The 22,162-nt window shown below is 70.6% G+C and carries 14 protein-coding genes; 12 read left to right on the forward strand and 2 right to left on the reverse strand.

Going from position 1 to position 22,162, the window contains the following annotated elements; translation table 11 throughout:
* From ABZS37_RS01345 to ABZS37_RS01365, 5 genes are read left to right on the forward strand one after another with little or no spacing between them, the layout of a single operon-like run.
* The gene (locus ABZS37_RS01345; protein WP_355164803.1) at positions 1-6,756 is read left to right on the forward strand and encodes a thioester reductase domain-containing protein; all 6,756 of its coding nucleotides are present in this window, start codon (positions 1-3) and stop codon (positions 6,754-6,756) included.
* A complete protein-coding gene (locus tag ABZS37_RS01350) occupies positions 6,749-8,488 on the forward strand; it encodes an NAD(P)/FAD-dependent oxidoreductase (RefSeq protein WP_355164804.1) in 1,740 nt (579 codons plus the stop codon). Before ABZS37_RS01345 ends, ABZS37_RS01350 begins: the two co-directional genes overlap by 8 nt.
* A gap of 5 nt (positions 8,489-8,493) precedes the next feature.
* Entirely contained in the window at positions 8,494-10,272 is a 1,779-nt protein-coding gene (locus ABZS37_RS01355; RefSeq protein ID WP_355164805.1) for a tryptophan 7-halogenase, read from the forward strand.
* 22 nt (positions 10,273-10,294) lie between these two features.
* Positions 10,295-11,962 carry an NAD(P)/FAD-dependent oxidoreductase gene (locus tag ABZS37_RS01360; protein ID WP_355164806.1) on the forward strand — a complete coding sequence of 556 codons (1,668 nt, stop codon included), beginning with the start codon at positions 10,295-10,297 and terminating at the stop codon, positions 11,960-11,962.
* Positions 11,963-11,970: 8 nt separating this feature from the next.
* Positions 11,971-13,725, forward strand: a complete 1,755-nt coding sequence (locus tag ABZS37_RS01365; RefSeq protein ID WP_355164807.1) for a hypothetical protein — start codon at positions 11,971-11,973, stop codon at positions 13,723-13,725.
* Here ABZS37_RS01365 and ABZS37_RS01370 read toward each other — a convergent pair.
* On the reverse strand, positions 13,703-14,290 hold the full coding sequence (locus ABZS37_RS01370; RefSeq protein WP_355164808.1) for a TetR family transcriptional regulator: 588 nt from the start codon (positions 14,288-14,290) through the stop codon (positions 13,703-13,705). The two genes, ABZS37_RS01365 and ABZS37_RS01370, sit on opposite strands and share 23 nt — an antisense overlap.
* A gap of 151 nt (positions 14,291-14,441) precedes the next feature.
* Here ABZS37_RS01370 and ABZS37_RS01375 point away from each other — a divergent pair, with 151 nt between their 5' ends.
* The 5 genes from ABZS37_RS01375 (at position 14,442) to ABZS37_RS01395 (ending at position 20,289) form a co-directional block, all read left to right on the forward strand.
* Positions 14,442-15,578: an acyl-CoA dehydrogenase family protein gene (locus ABZS37_RS01375; protein ID WP_355164809.1), complete on the forward strand. Its 1,137-nt coding sequence runs from the start codon at positions 14,442-14,444 to the stop codon at positions 15,576-15,578.
* 32 nt (positions 15,579-15,610) lie between these two features.
* Positions 15,611-17,170 (forward strand): AMP-binding protein, encoded by a 1,560-nt coding sequence (locus ABZS37_RS01380; protein WP_355164810.1) that lies wholly within the window; start codon positions 15,611-15,613, stop codon positions 17,168-17,170.
* Positions 17,171-17,175: 5 nt separating this feature from the next.
* The gene (locus ABZS37_RS01385) at positions 17,176-17,721 is read left to right on the forward strand and encodes a flavin reductase family protein (protein ID WP_355164811.1); all 546 of its coding nucleotides are present in this window, start codon (positions 17,176-17,178) and stop codon (positions 17,719-17,721) included.
* Between the two features lie 9 nt (positions 17,722-17,730).
* On the forward strand, positions 17,731-19,167 hold the full coding sequence (locus ABZS37_RS01390; protein WP_355164812.1) for an MFS transporter: 1,437 nt from the start codon (positions 17,731-17,733) through the stop codon (positions 19,165-19,167).
* A 759-nt stretch (positions 19,168-19,926) separates the two neighbouring features.
* A complete protein-coding gene (locus ABZS37_RS01395) occupies positions 19,927-20,289 on the forward strand; it encodes a hypothetical protein (RefSeq protein WP_355164813.1) in 363 nt (120 codons plus the stop codon).
* A 69-nt stretch (positions 20,290-20,358) separates the two neighbouring features.
* Here the strand turns inward: ABZS37_RS01395 and ABZS37_RS01400 are convergent, their stop codons facing one another.
* Positions 20,359-20,877, reverse strand: coding sequence for an isoprenylcysteine carboxylmethyltransferase family protein (locus ABZS37_RS01400; RefSeq protein WP_355164814.1), 519 nt, complete (start codon positions 20,875-20,877; stop codon positions 20,359-20,361).
* A 167-nt stretch (positions 20,878-21,044) separates the two neighbouring features.
* On the opposite strand from ABZS37_RS01400, the gene ABZS37_RS01405 reads away from it, so the two are divergent.
* Both ABZS37_RS01405 and ABZS37_RS01410 read left to right on the forward strand, forming a co-directional pair.
* Positions 21,045-21,665 carry a TetR family transcriptional regulator gene (locus ABZS37_RS01405; RefSeq protein ID WP_355164815.1) on the forward strand — a complete coding sequence of 207 codons (621 nt, stop codon included), beginning with the start codon at positions 21,045-21,047 and terminating at the stop codon, positions 21,663-21,665.
* Between the two features lie 201 nt (positions 21,666-21,866).
* Complete coding sequence (locus tag ABZS37_RS01410) at positions 21,867-22,145, forward strand: phosphopantetheine-binding protein (protein ID WP_355164816.1); 279 nt, start codon at positions 21,867-21,869, stop codon at positions 22,143-22,145.
* Positions 22,146-22,162: the final 17 nt, after the last annotated feature.

A 22,162-nucleotide genomic window follows, 5' to 3' on the forward strand; every position in this document is an offset into this window, starting at 1 on the left:
ATGTCGACGCAGACTCCGCGTACCCCGGACAACCGACGGCTGATGGCCGAGGCGCTGCGCACCATCGAGGATCTGCGCGGCCGTCTGGCAGGCAGCCGCGACGCGTGGCTGGACGAGCCGATCGCCATCGTCGGGATGGCCTGCCGGTTTCCCGGCGGCGCGCAGTCGCCAGAGGAGTTCTGGACGCTACTGCGCAACGGGGTGGACACGACCTCGGAGTTCCCGCCGGAGCGCGCCGACGCCCGGGCCTACCACCACCCGGACCCGGAGGAGCCGGGCAAGGCGTACACGATTCGGGGCGCCTTCCTCGACCAGGTCGACCGGTTCGAGCCGGAGGCGTTCGGCATCTCCCCGCGCGAGGCGCTGGGAATGGACCCGCAGCACCGCATCGCGCTGGAGATCTGCTGGGAAGGGCTGGAGCGGGCCGGCTACGCCCCCGACCGGCTCGACGGCTCGCGCACCGGCGTCTACTTCGGACTGAGCACTACCGACTACGTACGCGGCCGGCAGGCTGTCGGCGACATCAACGACGTGGATTTCTACCAGCTCACCGGCGAGCCCAGCTTCCTGGCCGGTCGCATCTCGTACCTGCTCGGGCTGCGAGGGCCGAGCAAGGTCGTTGATACCTCCTGCTCGTCCTCGCTGGTCGCCCTGCACGAGGCCTGCCAGGCGCTGCGGCTGCGGGAGTGCGATCTGGCGCTGGCGGGCGGAGTGAACCTGCTGCTGTCCCCGTACGGCTTCGTGATGATGAGCAAGTTCCGCGGTCTGTCCGCCGACGGGCGGTGCAAGACCTTCGACGCGTCGGCCGACGGGTACGCCCGCGGGGAGGGCGCCGGCGTCGTGGTGCTCAAGCGACTGGCCGCCGCGCAGGCTGACAACGACCCGATCATCGCCGTCATCCGCGGCTCGGCGGTCAACCACGACGGTCGCTCCAGCGGCCTCACCGTGCCGAATCCCGTCGCGCAGCAGGACGTCATCGGCGCGGCCATGGCCCAGGCCGGCGTCGGGCCGGACGGCGTGGACTACGTCGAGGCGCACGGAACGGGCACCTCCCTCGGCGACCCCATCGAGCTGCGCTCACTGGAAGCCGTCATCGGCCGGCACCGCCGGCCAGACGACCCGCTGCTGGTGGGCTCGGTCAAGACGAACATCGGGCACCTGGAGCCGGCCGCCGGCATTGCCGGCCTGTTCAAGGTCGTCCTGGCGATGTCGCACGGGGAGATCCCACCGCACCTGCACCTGACCGAGCCGAACCCGAACCTGGACTGGTCCGGTCTGCACGTGCGGGTGCCCGTCGCGTGCACGCCGTGGCCGGACCGGGGCCACCCGCCCACCGGCGGAGTGAGCAGCTTCGGAGCCAGCGGAACCAACGCGCACGTCGTGGTCGCCGCGCCGCCGGCCGGCGACGCCCGCACCGGCCCGCACCGGCCGTACGGGCTGTTCCTGGCCTCCGCGCGTACCGAGGAGGCGCTGCGCGAGCTGGCCGACCGGCACGCGCGGTGGCTGCGTGGTCCCCAGGTGCCGTCTCTCGGTGATGCCTGCTACACCACACACGTCGGCCGCGCCGTCCAGACCCACGGCCTCGCGGCCACCGCGGCGGACACCGAGGAACTCGCGGACGTGCTGTCGGCGTACGCCCAGGGGCGCCACCCGCGCGGGCTGACCGTCGCCGCGCTGCCCCGCCGTCGCGAGCGCAAGGTCGCCTGGCTGTTCACCGGCCAGGGCGCCCAGTACCCGGGCATGGCCCGCGGGTTGCTCGGGAATACTGCCTTCCGCGCCGCGTTCGAGGAAGCCGCCGCCCTCTTCGACCCCGAGTTGCCCCGTCCGGTGGCGGACGTGCTGTGGGCCGACGGCCCGACGCCGCTCGACGACACCCGGTACACGCAGCCGGCGCTGTTCGCGGTGGAGTACGCGCTGGCCCAGATGTGGCTCTCCTGGGGCATGCGGCCGTCCGCCGTGGCCGGCCACAGCGTCGGCGAGCTGGTCGCCGCCTGCGTCGCCGGAGTGCTGGACCTGCCCGCCGCCGCGACGCTGGTGGCCGCGCGGTCGCGACTGATGGCCGAGCTGCCGCCGGGCGGCGCGATGGCCGCCGCGAGCTGCGCCGAGGAGGTCGCCGTCACGGCGATCGACGGGTACGCGGACACGGTCGCCGTCGCCGCGGTCAACGGGCCGGCCGACGTCACCATCTCGGGTACCACCGCGCACCTGGACGCCGTCCTGGAACGGCTGGCCGCCGACGGCGTGCGCACCCGGCGGCTGGCCGTGTCGCACGCGTTCCACTCGCCGCTGATCCGGCCCATGCTGGAGCCGTTCCGGGCGGTGCTGGCCGGGCTGTCCTTCCGGCCGCCGCGCATCCCGCTGGCGTCCAACGTCACGGGCAGGCTGTGGGGCGACGACGAGGTCGGCCCCGACTACTGGCTGCGGCACGCGGCCGGCGCGGTCCGCTTCCGCGACGGGGTGCGCGCGTTGCACGACGCGGGCGTACGCACCTTCGTGGAGTTCGGGCCCGCGCCGGTGCTGACGACCCTGGCCACGCGTTCCCTCGCGGGCGAGCCGGACTGCGCGTTCGTGCCGACCCTGCGGCGGGGCGGTGCGGACCTGCGTGATGTGCTCGGCGCGGTCGGCGCCGTAAGCCTGCGGGGTTCCCGGCCGGACTGGCGGGCCTTCCACGAGGGCGAGGACGTACGCGCGGTACCGCTGCCGACGACACCGTGGCGCGGCGCGCACTACTGGTTCCGCGAGGTCGGGCGGGCGGCCGTTGCGCCATCCGCGCCGGTGTCCGCGGCGACGCCGGACGTCGGCGCGGAGACCAGGGCCGCCGTCGTGAGCGGCGAGGTCCCGGGCGTCGGCCTCCGCCTGCCGGGGCCAGTGCCGGCGTACGAGGTGACGCCCGAGGCGCTCCCCGGCGAGCCGCCCAGTCTGGGCGCGGTGCTGGACCTGGCCGCCCGCGCCGCCGCGGACTGCCTGGGTGGCGTGTGGCGTTGCGCCGAGGGTCTGGCCGGCCACGTCTCCGTGCCGACCGGCGACCGGGGCCAGCTGCGGCTCACCGTCACGGCGCGGGACGACGGCTCGGCCGCCTGGGAGCTGGCCGGGGCCACGGCGGAAAGGGAGGCGCTGGCGGCCCCGTGGATTCGCCACGCCAGCGGCCTGCTCCGCCGCCGGTGGCCGGCGGACCGCCCGTACCTCGGCGTCGATGCCGCGACCGCGGCGTCCATGACGGAGGTTTCCGTGCCGGACGGCGCGGGCTGGCACGAGGTGCTCGAGGCCGCGCGCGTCGCGGTGGCGGGCGCGGCGGGGCCGCCGGATCCGGCGTCCGGGTCGGTGGTGGCCGGCTGCGGCGCGCTTGGCGGAGCGCCCGTGGGTGGCGTCGCGACCGGCAGTGGCACCGTGCCACCGGGCGGTGTACGAGCGGTGCGGGTCCGCGCCGGGTCCGTGCGGGCGGTCGGCGATGCGGTGACCGGCTCTGTCGACCTGCTCGACGGATCGGGCGTCCAGATCGGATACGCGCAGGACGTGATCGTGGCACCAGTGCCGTCCCCTGCGCCCTGGGAGGACCCGGCCGACCTGCTCTACGACCAGACCTGGGTGCCACTGACCGGGCCGTCCCCGCAGCCCTCGGCCGACCTGGCCGGGCGGAGCTACCTGCTGGTGGCCGACCCGGCAGGCCAGGACGCCGCGCTGGTGACCCGGCTGGCCGCGCTGCTGCGGCGGCAAGGCGCCGTGGTGACCGTGGCGGCGGCGCCGGTGGTGGGGGAGGGGCCGGACTGCCGGCCCGACTCCGACGGCGTACGGGACCTGGTGACCGCCTGGTCCACCGGCCCCGGCCGGCCCTGGCTCGCGGTGGTCATGACCGGGCTCGACGCCCCCGCGTCCGAGCACTGTGACGCCTGGAGCTTGGAGGAGTACGCCGGGCGCGCCGACCTGATGACCCTTGCCCTTCTCCGTGAGCTGCTCGGCCGCCCGGAGTGCGCCGACGCCCGGCTCACCCTGGTCACCCGCGCGGCGATGCGAGTGCCGACGGAACCGGCGACCGACGCCACCAACCGCGCCGCTGGCAGCCCGGACGCCGCCATTCCGGTCGCCGGCACGTTGTGGGGCCTGGGCCGGGTGCTGGCACTGGAGCACCCCGACCGGTGGGGCGGCGCGATCGATCTGGACCCGGACCGCCCGCCCGGCGAGGAGCACCGGCTGCTCGCCGCGCTGACCACGGGTGGGCTGACCACGGGCGGGCTGCCCGGGGACGGGCCGCCCGGCGGAGAGGACGGCTACGAGGACCAGCAGGCGCTGCGCGCGGACCGTCGGTACGCGCTGCGCCTGGTGCCCGCACCGCTGCCGCCCGAGGCGCTGCGCCGTCGGCCGCCGGTCCACGGCGAGGCCACGTACCTGATCACCGGTGGGTTCGGTGGGATCGGTCTGGCCGTCGCGGAGTGGCTGGCCCGCGCCGGCGCCGGCCGTCTGGTGCTGCTCGCCCGCACGCCGCTGCCGGAGCGGGACGGCTGGGCCGACGCGACCGGGGAGGCGGCGCGGCGGGTGTCCGCGGTGCGGCGACTGGAGCGGCTGGGCGCCGTGGTCGACGTGGTCGCCGCAGACGTGGTCGACGAGGCGGCGATGACCGCCGTGTTCGCCTCGTTGGATGCCGCTCCTCTGCCGCTGCGCGGGGTCGTCCACGCCGCCGGGGTGTCCGAGCCCGAGTTCGCCCGCGAGGCCACCGGCGCGGCGTACCGGCGGGTGTGGCGGCCCAAGGTGATCGGCGGCTCGCTGCTGCACCGGTTCACCCGTGGCACGGAGCTGGACTTCTTCGTCGGCTTCTCGTCGATCGCCGCGACCTGGGGCTCGCAGCACCTGGCCAGCTATGCGGCCGGCAACGCGTTCCTCGACGCGCTGGCCGGGCACCGCAACGCGGCCGGCCTGCCGGCCCTGTCCGTCGCGTGGGGCCCGTGGGACCTGCCCTCCGCGCTGTTCGGCGATGAGGTCATGGCGTTCCTACGGGCCACCGGGCTGCGGCCGCTGCCGGCCGAACAGAGCATTCGGCTGCTCAGTGCGCTGACAGCTGGTGACGCCCCGCAGCGGGTGGTGTGCGCGGTGGACTGGTCGGTGTTCAAGCCGGTCATGCAGGCCCGCACGGAGCGGCCGATGCTGCGTGGGATCACCGCCGACGAACCGGCGACGGACGATTCCGGAGCGGCGCCCCTGTTGGCCGGCCTGCGCTCCGAGCGCGACCCGCTCCGGGTGCGCGCGACGCTCGGCGAGTACGCGGTCGAGCTGGCGACGGACGTCCTGGGTGCCGGTTCGGGCGCCCTCGACGAGGAGAGCGACGTGCTGGCCAGCGGCATGGACTCACTGATGGTCATGGACGCGGTCCGGCGCTGCCGGCGCGACCTCGGCCTCACCGTGCGGGCCGGCGACCTGCTCACGCTGGCCACCCCGGCGCAGTGGGCCGACCTGTTCGCCGGGCTGCTGGCCGACCGGCTCGGCGACCCGGCCGCCGACACCACTGGCGAGCCCATCGACGAGCAGGCCGGCGACGATCCGGCGGGTGACCGGGCCAGCGACCCGGCGTGGATCGCGGGCGACGTCACCCTCCCGCCGGACGTCCGGGTGATCGGCGAGGCACCGGCCCGGGTACGCGACCCCCGGCACGTCCTGCTGACCGGCGCCACCGGCTTCGTCGGCGGCTATCTGCTGCACACGCTGCTCGAGACAACGACGGCCCACGTGTCGTGCCTGGTGCGGTGTGCCGACGAGGCGGTCGGGCTGCGGCGGGTGCTGGACAACATGGAGCGCTACCTTCCCCGGCCGGCCAGTGCAGCCGACCGGATCACGGTGCTGCCCGGCGACCTGGCACGACCCCAGCTGGGCCTGTCCGCAGACCGGTACGACGAACTCGCCGAGCAACTGGACGGGATCTACCACTGCGGCGCCCGGGTGCACTTCGGCTACAACTACCACCAGCTCCGGCCGGACAACATCGCGGGCACGGTGGAGATCCTGCGGCTGGCCGCGCGCGGCCGGCCGACCGCGGTCCACCACGTCTCGACGTACGGCATCTGGGGCCTTCCGGTCTCCGGCCGCGATGTGGTCGGTGAGGACGATGACATCGCCACGGCCGGCCGGCTGGTGACCGGCTACGTGCAGACCAAGTGGGCGGCGGAGCGGCTGGTCGAGCTGGCCCGCGTACGGGGAGTTCTGGTCGATGTCTACCGGCCCGGCCGGGTGCTCGGCGACTCCCGCACCGGCGCCAGCCTGACCACCCACTTCACCACGCGGGTGATGAAGGGCTGCGTGCAGCTGGGGATGGCTCCGGACATCGACATCAAGGTGGAGATGACGCCGGTCGACTACGTGGCGAGCGCGCTGGTGCACATCTCCCGGCACGGCCCGGCCCTCGGCGGCACGTACCACCTGGTGAGCCCGTACAAGGTGCTGTTCGCGGACGTGGTGGGCGCGCTGCGCCGGCACGGCTTCGGGGTCGAGGTGGTGCCGGTGGAGGAGTGGTGGCAGGCGCTCAAGGCGTCCTATGCCGTCGGCACCAACGAGCTGCACCCCGTCATGCCGGTGGTGGAGGAGTTCGTGGTCGGTGGCGAGGAGGCCGTCCACTACGCCGTCGGCAACACCGAGGAACAGCTGCGCGGCACCGACGTCCGATGCCCGCCGTTGGACGACGACCTGCTCGACACCTACCTGCGCTGGATGGTGCGGACCGGCTACCTGCCCGCCCCACAGCGGCCGATAAAGGAGCTCGAACGACATGACTGATCATCCGCGGAGCACGCCGGAGTACGACGTGGCGATCATCGGGTCCGGCCTGTCCGGCACGATGATGGCCGCGTGCCTGGCCCGCAACGGTGCGAAGGTGCTGATCGTCGACGGCGCCACCCATCCCCGGTTTGCCATCGGCGAGTCGACCATCCCGGCCACGTCGATGATGATGCGGCTGGTCAGCGAGCGGTACGGGGTTCCCGAGATCAAGTGGCTGTCCACCTTCGAGGGCGTCCAGTCGAAGATCAACACAACCTCGGGCGTCAAGCGCAACTTCGGGTTCGTCTACCACCGGCCGGGGGAGCGCCAGGATCCGCGCGAGACGCACATGTTCCCGATCCCGAAGGTCACCCACACCGAGAGCCACTTCTACCGCCAGGACATCGACAACTGGATGCTCACGGTCGCGGCGAAGTACGGCACCACGGTCCGCCAGCAGGTGCGGATCACCGGTGTGGAGGTGGATGACGACGGGGTGACGCTCGCCCACACCGGCGGGCACTTCCGGGCCAAGTTCGTGGTGGACGCCAGCGGCTTCCGCTCGGTCCTGGCCGAGCAGTTCGGCCTGCGGGAGGAACCGTCCCGGTTCCGACACCAGTCGCGGTCGCTGTTCACCCACATGGTCGGAATCCGGCCGTACGACGAGCTGGCCCCCAAGTCCCGCTACGGGCACCCCAGTCCGTGGCACGACGGCACGCTGCACCACCTGTTCCCCGGCGGCTGGATGTGGGTCATCCCGTTCGACAACCACCTACGGGGCACCAACGACCTGTGCAGTGTCGGCCTGCAGCTCGACCCGCGGGTGCACCCGGTGCCGGACTGCTCCCCGGAGGAGGAGTTCCGCCGGTTCGTCGCACGGTTCCCGGACATCGCCCCGCAGTTCGCCGAGGCTCGGGCGGTGCGCGACTGGACACGCACCGGCCGGCTGCAATATTCGTCGCGGCAGACGGTCGGCTACCGATGGTGCCTCACCTCGCACGCGGCCGGGTTCGTGGACCCACTGTTCTCCCGAGGGCTGTCGAACTCCCTGGAGACGATGCACGCGCTGGTGCACCGCCTGCTGGCCGCGATCGCTGACGACGACTTCTCGGTCGAGCGGTTCGAGTACATGCAGGAGTTCGAGCAGGGTCTGCTGGACTTCAACGACGACCTGGTCGCCAACGCCTACACGTCCTTCGGCGACTGGCGGCTGTGGGACGCCTGGTTCCGCATCTGGTCGCTGGGGCAGTTCATCGCCACCTTCGAGGTGAACCGGGCGTACGCCCGGTACCTGGACACCCGTGACCCGGCGGTGCTGGCCCCGCTGGAGCGGCCGTGGTGGCGCGGTCGGGTGATCCCGCAGGACGCGCCGTACGGGGCGGTGATGACCCTGCTGCAACAGGTCAACGACATGACCCGCGCGGTGCAGGAGGGCCGGGCGGAGTCCGGGGCGACGGCGGCGGAGCTGCTCCGGCTGCTGCGTGAGGCGGACTTCGTGCCGCCCGCGTGGGGGCTGGCTGACCCGAACAACCAGTGGACCGACGCCAGCTTCCTCGAAATCGGTCGGACCCTGCGCTGGGCCCGCAAGAAGGCACCCAAAGCCGTCGGCGACCTCACGTACGAGGGCCTCACCCTGTTCATGAAGAAGCGCTTCTCGCCCGGCGAGTTCGCCGTCGGCGAGGAGCTCAAGCACCTCCTCGCGCGCTGGCCCGTGATCGGTAAGCGGCTACGCGTTCCGACGCCGAAGTGAACCCGATGGATAAGGAGTCCATGATGGAAGGCGCAGCCGCGTACAACGGGTCATTCGACGTAGTGGTGATCGGCTCCGGGCTGGCAGGCTCCACCCTGGCAGCGTGCCTGGCCAAGAACGGCGCGCGCACGCTCGTGCTTGACGCCGGCACGCACCCGCGCTTCGCCGTCGGCGAGTCGACCATCCCGTACACCTCGATGGCAATGCGGTTGATCAGCGAGCGGTACGGGGTGCCGGAGATCAAGTACCTGAGCACCTTCGAGTCGGTGTACGCGCACATCAACACCACCGGCGGGGTGAAGAGGAACTTCGGCTTCGTCTACCAGCGGCCGGGTCAGCAGCAGCGGCCCGAAGAATCCAACATGTTCCAGATCCCGAAGATCCTGAACACCGAGAACCACTTCTTCCGGCAGGACATCGACAACTTCATGCTCACCGTCGCGGCGAAGCACGGCGCCGTGATCCGGCAGCAGGTGCGCATCGCGAACGTGCAGGTCGACGACGACGGTGTGACGCTCGACGTTGGCCCCGGCGCACCGGTGCGGGCCCGTTACGTGGTGGACGCCAGCGGTTTCCGCTCGGCGCTGGCGGAGCAATTCGATCTGCGGGAGGAGCCGACCCGGCTGGAACACCACTCGCGGTCGCTGTTCACCCACATGGTCGGCGTGCGGCCGTTCGACGACTTCGCCCCACGCAGCGAGTACGGCAACCCGACCCGGTGGCACGAGGGCACGTTGCACCACATCTTCGACGGCGGCTGGATGTGGGTGATCCCGTTCGACAACCACCCCCGGTCCACCAACGACCTGTGCAGCGTCGGCGTGCAGTTCGACCCGCGGGTGCACCCGGTGCCGGACTGCTCACCGGAGGAGGAGTTCCGCCAGTTCCTCGAGCGGTTCCCGGGCATCGCGCCGCAGTTCGCGAACGCCACGCCGGTACGCGAGTGGGTGCGTACGGGCCGCCTGCAGTACTCGCCGAAGAAGACGGTCGGCTATCGCTGGTGTCTGATGTCGCACGCCGCGGGTTTTGTCGACGCACTGTTCTCGCGCGGCCTGTCCAACACCATGGAGATCATCAACGCGCTGACCCAGCGACTGCTCGACGCGCTGAAGGACGACGACTTCGCCGTCGAGCGCTTCGAGTACGTGCAGGAGCTTGAGCAGGGCCAGCTCGACTTCAACGACGACCTGGTCAACAACGCGTACATCGCGTTCCGGGACTGGGACCTGTGGGACGCCTGGTTCCGGGTCTGGGCGCTGACCCAGATCCTGTCCACCTTCGAGATCAGCCGGGGCTACTCGCTCTACTCCAAGACCCGTGACCCGGCAGTGTTGCGGCGGATGGAACGGCCGTGGTGGCGGGTGGACCTGCGCGAGTTCGACCGGTCCAAGGTCGACGACCCGGACCACGCGGCGGTGCTCGAGTTCCTGGCCGATGTCAGCCGGATGATGCGTGCGGTCGACGCGGGGCAGGCCCAGCCCAAGGACGTCGCCAACCAGATCCGCGACCGGCTCGCACGCGCGCCGTTCGTGCCGCCGGCGTTCGGGCTGGCCGACCCGTCCGTCCGGATCACCGGTGCCTCCGCCGCCAAGGTGCTCGGCACCCTGCGCTGGGCAAAGCGGGACGCGCCGCCGGCGATCGGCGAGCTCACCTACGAGGGCCTGACCCTCTTCATGCGCAAGCGCTTCGCCCGGGGCGAGTTCGAGCCGGCCGAGGAGATCAAGCAGAAGCTCGCCGGCTGGCCCGTGCTCGGCTCCCGGCTGCGCGTCCCCGAGCCGAAGTAAACCGAGAAAATTGGAGTTCACGGTGAGTGAATTGATCGAGGCCGAGAAGGCCACCTATGACGTCGCCATCCTCGGAGCGGGGTTCGCCGGCTCGATGCTCGGCGCGATCCTGGCGCGCAACGGCGCGAAGGTGCTGCTGGTCGACGCCAAGGCGCACCCGAAGTTCGCCATCGGCGAGTCCACCATCCCCAACATGCTGGTGTCGCTGCGCACCATGTCCGAGCGGTACAAGGTGCCGGAGCTGATGACCCTGGCGACGCTGACCGCCTGCCAGAAGATCATCTCGCCCTGGCACGGGAAGAAGGACCACTTCGCCTTCCTGAACCACCAGGAGGGCAAGCCGCAGGATCCGATGCAGGTCACGATGTTCAACTTCCCGAGCCTGCTGCACGAGACGCCGCACATGTACCGGCAGGACACCGACGCGTACCTGTTCCACGCGGCGATCAAGTACGGCTGCACGGCGCGGGTGAACTTCACGATCGCCGACGTCGACTTCGACGACTCCGGTGTGACGGTCAGCTCGACCCGGGGCGAGCAGTTCCGCAGCCGGTATGTGGTGGACGCCAGCGGTTACCGCTCGCCGCTGGCCGAGAAGTTCGCCCTGCGCGATGACCCGTGCCGGTACAAGCACCACTCGCGGGCGATCTGGAACCACATGATCGACCTCAAGACCACCGACGAGGTGTTCAACCGCACCGGGGCGGACAAGCCGCCGGTGCCGTTCTACGAGGGCACCGTTCACCACCTGTTCCCGCGGGGCTGGTCGTGGGTGATCGCGTTCAACAACCACAAGGACTCGAAGAACCCGCTGTGCAGCGTCGGCCTGACGATGGATCCGCGCAAATACCCGAAGACGCCCGGCATCTCGCCGGAGGAGGACTTCTGGAAGCACATGCAGCGGTTCCCGGGCATGGCCGCGCAGTTCGAGGGCGCACGGCCCATGCGGGAGTGGGTGGGCACCGACCGGGTGCAGTACTCGTCCAAGACCACCGTTGGCGACCGATGGGTGCTGCTGGCCCACGCCGCGGCGTTCATCGACCCGCTGTTCTCCCGTGGCCTGTCCAACACCTGCGAGGCGGTCAACGTGCTGGCCTGGCGGATCCTGCGGGCGGTCGGCGACGACGACTTCTCGGCTGACCGGTTCGAGGGGGTGAACACCCGCCAGCAGGCGCTGTTCGACGGCAACGACAAGCTGGTCAACGCCGCGTACGCCTCGTTCGAGAACTACGGGTTGTGGACGGCCGTCTTCCGGATCTGGGCGTGGGGCTCGAACGCCGGCACCTTCCGGGCCCATGAGGCGTACCGCCGCTGGCGCTCCACGGGCGACGACCGGCATCTGAACGAGCTGGAAGAGGTGAAGAACCCCGGCCTGCACTGGTCCGACCACGAGGGCTACGGCGAACTGTTCGAGGACATGGTCAAGCAGTGCGGCGACTTCGAGGCGGGGAAGATCACCGGCGACGAGGCGGCGGACGCTCTCTACGACCACCTCAACCGCGCGCCCTTCGTGCCGGACCACTGGGGCTGGAAGGACCGCAGCCTGCGGTTCATCAACCCGACCCCGGTCAAGATCGCCCGGACCATGCTGTGGGCGGCGACCAAGGCGCCGCCGGACGTGCGACGGCTGATGCTCGGCTTCCTCCGCGAGGCCGGCAAGGAGCAGCTGCTGGGCCGGAAGATCTTCTAGGAGACTGAATGACTACCACCGAACCCGGCGCCCCGGTGTCGTACGACGTCGTGATCCTGGGCAGCCATCTGGCGACCAGCCTGCTCGCCACGGTGCTGTCCAGGCAGGACCTGCGGGTCCTGCTCGTCGGCTCGCCCGACGACACGGTGCTGCCGTCGGGCGACAGCACCGTGCCGTACACGACCGCCGTGCTGCACCTGCTCGCCGAACGGTTCGACGTGCCGGAGATCGCCTCCTTCGCCCACTTCGAGGACCTACCGGAGCCGGTGCGCCGGCACAGCGGGATCAAGAAGAGCCTCGCGTTCCTGCACCACACCGCGGGCCGCAGGCACGATCCGGCGCATGCCGTGCAGTTCCACGTGCCGGGGGAGCACAGCGAGTGGCACCTCTACCGGCCGGTCGTCGACGAGTACGCCCGGGAGCTGGCCATCGGGTACGGCGCGTCCGTGCTGCGGGACCGAGCGTCCGCCACCGAGGTTCGGCTGGAATCCGACGCCGTGCACCTGACCTTCAGCGGAGGACAGACGGCGACCGCGCGGTTCGTGGTGGACGCGTGCGGAGCGGACTCACCCCTGCAAGCGGTGGCCGCCGGCGGCAATCCGGGCACGCTGACGTTGCAGTCCCGGATGATGCACGCTTACCTGCGCGACGTCCGACCGTTCGAGGAGTGCAGTCGGCTCGCCGACTACCGCGGGGCGACTGCCTGGTCGCGGGGGACGGTGCATCACCTCTTCGACGGCGGCTGGATCCAGGTGGTGGACTTCCGCAACCACGACGACGCGGCCAACGACCTGTGCAGCGTGACCGTGGGGCTGGACGCGGGCAGGTTCGACGACCTGCCCGCTGAGCCGGAGGCGGCGTTCCGGGCGATCGTCGCGCCGTTCCCGAGCCTGGCGGAGCAGTTCGCCTCCGCCACGGCGCAGGGTGGCTGGACCACCTCGCCCAGGTGGCAGCGCCGGGCGGCGGTGACTCACGGGCCGCGGTGGTTCGCGATGGAGCGGTCGGCATGCCGCACCGACGAGTTCCTGTCCCGCGACGTGACGATGACGGCGGAGGTGGTCCACGCGCTCGGCGCGGCGCTGCCGCGCGCGGTGCGCGACGAGCAGGCGTCGGCCGCCGCGCTGGCCCAGGTGGCAGCCTTCCAGGACGCCCTGATCGAGTTCAACGACCAGATGCTGGCCGCAGCCCGCACCGCCTGCGGCAGCTTCGCGCTGTGGAACGCGTACAGCCGGGTCTGGCTGCTCTGGCAGATCCTGGCCCACCTGTCGCTGAAGCGGGCCACCAACGATGCCGTCGCCGCTGGGACGTGGGATCCGGTCGAGCGGTTCGCCGACGGCGGGCTGTGGTTCCGCACCCCGGACGGCCTGCGCCAGATGTTGGACTGGTTCTTCGGGGTCTTCGCCCGGGTACGCGACGGTGGGCTGGGGCAGACCGAGGCGGCTGACATGATCTTCCGGGAGCTGCGCCGGGCGCGGTTCGTACCGCCGCTGTACCGCTTCGGCGACCCGGACGCGCGGTACTACCACTTCACGAAGGCCCGTCGCCTACTGATGGTGGCCTGGGTCATGACGGTCGCGCCGGCGGACTTCAAGCGGCTGCTGACCAAGGACAACGTGACCGGCCGGCGGGATGACGCGCCGTTGCCAACCCCCGCTCGGGGGCCGGCATCGGTCGACGACGGGCGGGCGGATGCCCAGGGCGACGGGCGCGCGGACGGCTCGGCTGCCGGCGCGCCCGGCATCACTCAGCCAGGTCGGCGGTGAGGTAGTGCTGGATCGTGCGCCCCATCATCCGGGCCAGATCGTCGCGGTCGTGCCGGGACAGCTCGGTGCCGTCGATCAGATAGCGGCACAGGGCCAGGCCGATCACCTGGGAGGCGGCGAGCGCCGCCCGCAGTTCGTGCCGGTCAGGGCTGACGCCCTCGGCCAACGTGCCGAAGAACGACCGCACGAACTCGTCGCGCATGAGCCCCGCGATCTCGTCGCTGGTGAGCGAGGCGGACAGCCGGGCCCGGTACGAGATCGTCGTGCGAGGGCTGTCCCAGTGGGCGAGCAGGGCGGTCGCGGTGGCCCGGCCCAACCGGCGGCGGCTGCCGCGCAGCAGATGCTCGGCCAGCTCCACGGGGTTGCCCTCGACCTGCACCGCGTGGCGCAGGAGCTGCTCCTTGGAGCCGTAGTAGTGCCGCACGAGCCGCGGGTCGACACCCACGCGCCGGGCGACACTGCGGATGCTCACCCCGGTCAGGCCGCATTCAGAGATCTCCCGCCGGGTGACGTCGAGGATCGCCTGCCGGATGCCGGTCCCACCATCGAATCCCTGTTGCGTCACGGAAACCTCTTACGAGTTCTCGTACGCCCGCGCGCACGGTCCGATGAAATGCCTAAGTCTAGACCTTTGAGCATATGTCAGTACGGACCGGGTTGCTCCTGCCACCCGGTCATTCCACCGCGTCGACGTACCGCGCGGCCGAGGGGGCACCGTGGACTTCGCCTGGACGTCTGAACAGCGGGCCGCGTACGACGAGGTGCGCGCGAGCGTCGCGGAGACGTTCGCGCCCACCGCCGACGCCGGCCGGCTGCACGACCGCGATGCCTGGCGGCGGCTCGGCCAGTTGGGGCTGCTCGGCCTCTGCATTCCCGCAGAGTACGGCGGCGGCGGGCTGGGCGCGTTGGATACCGCGCTGCGCGTCGAGGCGTTCGGTCGGGGGTGCGCGGACACCGGTCTTGTGTTCGCCTCCGGCGCGCACCTGTTCGCGTGCGCCATGCCGGTAGCAGGATTCGGCACGCCGGAGCTGAAGAAAGACCTCCTCCCGCGAATCTGCTCAGGCGAGGTGGTGGCCGGCAACGCGATGACCGAGGCGGGCGCTGGTTCCGACGTCTCGCGGCTCGCCGTGACCGCGACGGCGACGCCGGACGGCTACCTGCTCAACGGTGAGAAGACGTTCGTGACCAACGGGCCGGTGGCCGACGTGCTGGTGACCTACGCGACCACTGATCCGGCTGCCGGCCATCTCGGTGTCACCGCGTTCGTGCTGGACTGCGACACGCCCGGCCTGACGGTCAGCGCGCCGCTGGACAAGATGGGTCTCGTGTCGGCGCCGGCCGGGCGGGTGTCCTTCGAGGACTGTCCGGTGCCGGCGCACCGGGTGCTCGGTGAGCCGGGCCAGGGCGCAGCCATATTCCAGCACTCCATGCGGTGGGAACGCGCCTGCCTGTTTGCGGGATACGTCGGCCTGCTGGACCGCCTGGTGGAGCGCTGCGTCCAGCATGCGACCTCGCGCCGACAGTTCGGCCGGCGCATCAGCGACTTCCAGGCGGTGGCGAACCGGATCGTGGAGATGAAGCTGCGCACGGAGTCCGCGCGGCTGCTGCTCTATCGCTGCTGCTGGGAGATGGACAACGACGCCGGCTCGGAGCTCAACGTGGCGCTGTCCAAGCTGGCCGTCTCCGAGGCGGCCGTCGCCAGCGCACTGGATGCGGTGCGCCTGTTCGGCGGCCTCGGATACCTGCGCGAGGCCGGGATCGAGACCGTTCTGCGCGACGCCGTGCCCAGCACCATCTTCTCCGGCACGTCCGACGTGCAACGGCTGTTGATCGCCCACGAACTGGGCCTGTGAGGGCCGCAGCCTTGAGAAAGGAGGTGCCGACCGTGCGGGACGTGGACCAGTCCGATGCGCCGGGTGGAGCGGGGATCCACGGCTACGTGGCCGCCTGGGCCCGGCGTACGCCGGACGCACCGGCGGTAACCGCGGAGGGTGAACAGCTCACGTACGCGGAGTTGGCGGCGGCCGCCGCGCGCCTGGCGACGGGGCTGGCGCGCGCAGGGGTGTCCCCGGGCGACCGGGTGGTGCTGTGGTCCGACAAGCGGGCCGCTGCGGTGGCCGTCATGCAGGCGACGCTGTCGCTCGGTGCGCCGTACGTCCCAGTGTCCGCCGCGAACCCGCCGACCCGGGTGTGGCGCATCGCGGCCGACTGCGCGGCGACCTTGGTCGTCGCCGACGCGCCGGCCGCGGAACGGGTCACGCGGGAGGGCGGTGTCCCTGGCGGGCCGCCATTGTTGACGCTGGACGCGCTGGAGCGGCTGGGGGCCGACGGCGACCCGCCGCCAGTTCACCAACCGGACCCGGACGATCCCGCGTACATCCTCTACACCTCCGGGTCGACGGGGGCCCCGAAGGGCGTCTGCCTGAGCCACCGCAACGCGGCAGCGTTTGTCGAGTGGGCCGGCGATCTGCTCGCGGTGTCGCCGCAGGATCGGCTGGCCAACCACGCCCCGTTCAACTTCGACCTGTCGGTGTTCGACCTCTACGCGGCGTTCCGGGCGGGCGCGTCGGTGCACCTGGTCCCCGCCGAACTGGCGTACGCGCCAGTGCAGTTGGCCCGGTTCGTGCGCGACGAGGGCATCACCATCTGGTATTCGGTGCCGTCCGCGCTGACCCTGATGATCCGGGACGGCGGGTTGCTGGATGGTCCGCCGCCGCCGGCCCTACGGGCCTGCGTCTTCGCCGGCGAGGTGATGCCGATCCGGTACGTGCACGAGCTTCGTGCCGCCTGGCCGGGAGTGCGGCTGCTGAACTGGTACGGGCCCACCGAGACCAACGTGTGTGCGTCCTACGAGGTGACCGACGCCGATGCGGGGCGCGATCGCCCACTGCCGATCGGCCGGTCGGCCAGCGGCGCGGTGTTGAACCTGGACCCGCCGACCCCGAACGGCGCGGGCGGCGACAGTACCGGCGACTACCCGGAGGGCGAGGTCGTGGTCGACGGGCCCACGGTGATGCTCGGCTACTGGGGCCGACCGCCGCAGCGGGGACCGTACCGGACCGGCGATCTCGGCCGGTTGGCATCCGACGGATGTCTGGAGTATCTGGGCCGCCGCGACGACATGGCCAAGGTTCGCGGCAACCGGGTGGAGCCCGGGGAGATCGAAGCCGTCCTCGCCGCGCATCCGGACGTCGCGGCGGCCGCGGTGATCGTCGCCGGCGCCGGGCTCGCCGCGCGGCTGCACGCGGTCGTGGTGCCGGCGGGCGACCGTCGGCCCGGCCTGCTGGAGATCAAGCGCTGGTGCGCCGGGCAGCTGCCGACCTACATGATCGTCGACTCAGTCCAGGCGGCCACGAGCTTGCCGCTCACCCCGAACGGAAAGACCGATCGAGCCGCGCTGCTGGCGGCGATCGAAGGAGGTGGACCATTACTGGCACCGAATTAGTCAACGTGGAGCCGGGTGCGTTCCTGGCGATCATGGGCTCGCTGGCCAGCGGCGTCAGCGTGGTGACCGCCCTCGACGCGTCTGGCCGGCCGCAGGGCCTGACCTCATCGTCGGTGTGCAGCGTCTCCAAGGACCCACCGCTGCTGCTGTTCTGTGTGCGGCAGGTGAGTTCCACCTTGGACGCCATCCGGGAGACCGGCGGATTCGCCGTCAACTTCCTCGCTGCCGACGGCCACGAGATTTCCGAACTGTTCGCCAGCTACAACGACGACAAGTTCGCGAGCGTGGCGTGGCGTCCCGGCGACGTCGCCGGCATGCCGCGCCTGGAACCCACCGTCGCCTTCACCGAATGCGCGCTCCATGACGTGATCGCCGCTGGTGATCACGCCATCGTGCTCGGCCGCCTCGTCGGCGGCGCGACGGCGCCGGACAGATTCCCGCTGGGATATTGGCGCGGGACATATGTCCGGGTCTCTCCCCCCCATTACCGACGAGAGGAGCGCAACGGGCATCGCCCCAGCGATCCTTCCCAGTCAATCCGTCTCGAGTAGGGAAACAGAGTGGACAACAAGCAACCCCCAGCGATCCACAGCACCGCCTGGACATGGACTGCGGCCCTGGTCGCCGTGTTCATGGTCGCGATCGACACCCTCGTCGTCACGACGACGCTACCGGTCATCCGCACCGAACTCGGTGCGACCCTTGAAGATCTTGAATGGATCGTCAACGCCTACACGCTCACCTTCGCGGTCTTCCTGTTGACCGGCGCCGCGCTCGGCGACCGCTTCGGCCGGCGGCGGGTCTTCACCATCGCGCTGGTGGTCTTCACCGTCGCGTCCGGGCTGGCGGGCCTCACCGAAGACATCAACTACCTGATCGCGGCACGCGCGGTGCAGGGCCTGGGTGCCGCTGTCATCCTCCCGCTCACCCTCACCCTGTTGGCCAGCGTCGTGCCGGCACGCCAGCGCGGCCACGCGTTCGGGCTGTGGGGCGCGATGGTGGGTCTCGGTATCGCCCTCGGGCCGGTCATCGGCGGCGCCGTGACCGAAGCCTGGTCCTGGCAGTGGATCTTCTGGGTAAACGTTCCCATCGGTCTGTTGCTGTTGCCGGTGATGACGCGCGTCCGTGAGAGCCGCGGCGGCTACGGTCGACTGGATCCACTGGGCGTCGTCCTGATCACCGCCGGGATGCTCGGCATCGTGTCCAGCCTCGTGCGGGGCAACTCCGCCGGCTGGGACAGTGCCTCCGTGCTGGCGGGATTCATCGTCGGCGGTCTTCTCGTGCTGGTTTTCATCTTCTGGCAGTCGCGGGCGCAGACGCCGATGGTGCCGCTGCGGTTGTTCCGCAGCCGAGGCTTCAGCCTCACCATGGTGGCGACGATCCTCATGCCGTTCGGCGTCTTCGGCGCCGTCTTCCTCGGCACCCAGTACCTACAGAGCGTCCTTGGCTACTCGCCGCTGGAGGCCGGCCTTCGTACGCTGCCGTGGACGGCCATGCCGATGATCGCGGCACCGATCTCCGGCATCCTGACCGACAAGATCGGCGGCAAGCCGCTGGTGATCCTGGGCTTGACGATGCAGGCAATCGGCGTGGGTTGGATCGGTGCGGTCGCCGACGATCTGACGTACTCGAAGCTCGTCGTGCCGTTCGTGGTCACCGGGCTCGGGCTGGGCATCTTCCTTGCGCCGATCGGTCGGTTGGCCTTCGGGTTCGCGCCCGCCGAGTTGGAGGGTGTCGCCTCCGGGGTGTCCAACGCCATCCGGCAGACCGGCACCGTACTGGGTGTGTCGGTCGGCGGCGCGATCCTCGGCGTTCACGGCGGCTACGAGTCCACGGCCACGTTCGTCGAAGGCCTGCAGAACGCTCACCTGGTGGCCGCCGTGGCACTCGGCGCTGGCGCGGTGATCGCGCTGTTCATCCCACACCTGCGCACGCAGGGTCACGGCCACGCGGTCGACGACGAGGAGGAAAGCGTCCCGGCCGGCGCCGCGGCCTGAGCGGTCCGCCGGATCGAGGCCCCGACCGTAGGGTCGGGGCCTCGAACGCGTCCGCCGGGGCATTGGTGATTGCCCGCAGGGGATTGGTCTGATGAGTGAGCTGTAAGCACACAGGTAGTGAAGTGTCTAATTAGGATGTGGTTCGGCATCAGAAGGACCTAATTAGCCATTCTGCGTAATAGTGTGTGGGGTTGTGTAGTGCCTGGCTTCAGGTAGTGTCGAGTAGGTCGGCGTGGGCCCGCAGGCAGGTAGTGTCGGATTCCCGGCCGGGTTGCGACGTAGCCGGCGGCTTCACCGCCAGCGGCAGGCTCGGCGCCTGGGCCGCGTGGACGGCGATGCCCTCGTGCGGCAGTCGGCGCCGGTCGTGCGGTTCACCGCGTTGTCCCACGTCAACGGGGTCATCCCGGGCCGTCGAGCAGCAGCGGATTCCCGCGCTCCTATTTCTCTCAGACGCCTCATTCAGGCAAGTCATGCCCGAGCCCACCCATTCCGGACGGGACACCCGTATCCGAACGTTGCCCCCAATGGCTTTCCCATTTTTGGGGGGGACAGGAGGGCCCTCCACAGGATAATATCCATCGATGAACTGGCGGGGCACTAATGGGGGATGGGGCCACCAGGGAAATGAAGGCATCACGGCTAGCGGTCACGGATGTCCAAGTACTTTTCTACGAGCCGGAAGGCCTGTTGTTGACGGCGGGACTATTGCCGGCGGACGTAGGTGGGCGCGAGTACCGCGTAATGTTTCAATTAAGTTACTTGGGCAATGGTGAAATCACGGCCCACGTCGGCTTCCAGCAATGCGACGGCACTGACAAGACGGCACCCGAGTTCGTGACGGTTGAATTGCTGGGGGCGGCACGGCACCGCATGCCCATCATCTGGACTGCCTCGGCATCCGTGCGCGCGGAGCAGGTGAACTGCCGGCTCATCATCTGGGGCGAGCCCGGCGGCGACGACCTGTTGCGCGGCGAGCTGATCGCCGAGGTCTCCGGCCGGCTGCCGGTGTTGACTGCCAGTTGCCAGGCATCGGTGACGCAGGCGGAGCTGCCTACTCTGGAACGGGTGGCCCAGGCGGCGGGTGGCCCTCCGTCGGGAGGCGGAGGCGGTCAGCCCTCGTAAGAGGGCGGCATACCAGTCCCTTCGCGAGTCGGCGGCGCGGTCGACCGGCCGCGCATGCGGGTGGTCCTGTCACGCCTGCAGTGAGCTGGCGCCCTGCCACGGGCGTAGCCGGGGGATCCACGCCGGCACCGCGGCGCGGTAGGTGTCGTACGTGGAGCCGTACCGCCGGCGCAGGCCGGGTTCCTCGTAGAACCGCACGAACGCGGCCTGGATGAGGGCGATGGCCAACCCGTACCACAACAGCGCGCCCTGGCCGAAGAACAGCGCCTGGCCGAGGATGGCCGTCACCACCGCGACGTACATCGGGTTGCGGACGTAACGGTACGGCCCGCCGATCACCAGGTGCTCGGTCGGCGCCACCGGGGCCGGTGTGCCCAGGCCCTCCACGACGAACCGCACGAACGACTGGAGGAGGAACGCCACCGCGGCAACCAGCATCAGCACGCCGAGGACTCGAACCGGCTGGTAGAAGGCGAACGGTCTATGGAACTCCCAGTCGGATATCCACCACGGGCCGAGACCCGCGACCACGCCCGGCGCGGCGCAAAAGAAGAGGAGACTTCCGACGACCGCCCGTGTTCGTAGCACTGCGCCATGCTACGGCGCGTGCGGGGCACCGTGTCAAGGCATCGTCACGTGCTGTTGTTGTTACCTCGCAGTAGATCCTGCCTATTTCCGTCGGCAGGAAGGCGATACTATGGCGTTTGCCCCCATACGATGAATAGGGCATGGGGTGAACTGGGAAAGGTGAACTTGTGGGCGCGGAGGTGTCCCCGAACAGTGGTCCACGACGACGGACGGGGCGACGCGCCGGGCCGACGGTGAGCCATCAGCTCATCCTCGAGATCGCTCGCGGCCAGTTCGCCGAGCGGGGCTACGAGGGCACCACGGTGCGCACCATCGCGCAGGAGGCTGGGGTCGACAGCGCGCTGGTGCATCACTTCTTCCTCACCAAGGAGGGCCTGTTCGAGGCGGCGGTGCGCGGTGCCCTGCAGCCGCCTGAGCTGGTGGAGCGGGCGATGACGGGCCCGCGCGGCCAGGTCGGCCGGCGCACCGTCGAGCTGTTCTTCAGCCACTGGGACGAGCTCGACACGGCGGCGCGGCTCGGCGGCATCCTGCGTTCCATGACGGCCAACGACATGGCGGCGGACGCCGTCCGCAGCTTCCTCGGCGAGCAGGTGATCCTCCCGCTGTCCCAGGCGCTGGGCCACGCCCAGCCCGAGCTGCGCGCCGCGATGGTGGGCTCGCACCTCATCGGTCTCGCCACCACCCGGTACGTCTACCGCGTGCCGGCGATCGTAGAGCTCACCGCCGCCGGGCTGGCCGCGGGCACGGGCAAGGCGATCCAGACCTACCTCACCGGCGTCCTGGCCTGAGTCGCCCGCCCCCAGCGGGCGTCACCACCCGTCGTGCCAGTGACCGACGTCGATCCTCCGAAGACATCCCCTTGACGAACCCGCGTTGGCTCCTAGAATTCATCGAGCAGGGATGTCATCAGAAGGGGAAGCGCCGTTGGGTGTCTCGCCCCCTAGGTGACAACCCACGGGGGAGACGTGACCGGCGACCTGGGAGGGGCTGTGCTCACAGACCAACGCGACGAGATACTCGGCCAACTGATGGTGTACGTGCGCCAGGAGCTGCTCGGTGATCAGGGTGACGCGGTCAGCGGAGTCGATCTGCGTCCCGACTCGCCACTGCTGGAGTGGGGCGTCCTGAACTCGTTGAACACGGCGCGGCTCATCGCGTTCGTCCGGGCGGAGCTCGACGTCGACGTGCCGCCGACGCACATCACGGGACGGCACTTCCGCAGTCTCGACACCATCACCGATCTGATCCTGTCGTTGCCCCGCGCCTGACAGGCCGGCCGAGGAGG

Source organism: Micromonospora sp. NPDC005413 (genome assembly GCF_040606435.1).
GTDB lineage: Bacteria > Actinomycetota > Actinomycetes > Mycobacteriales > Micromonosporaceae > Micromonospora.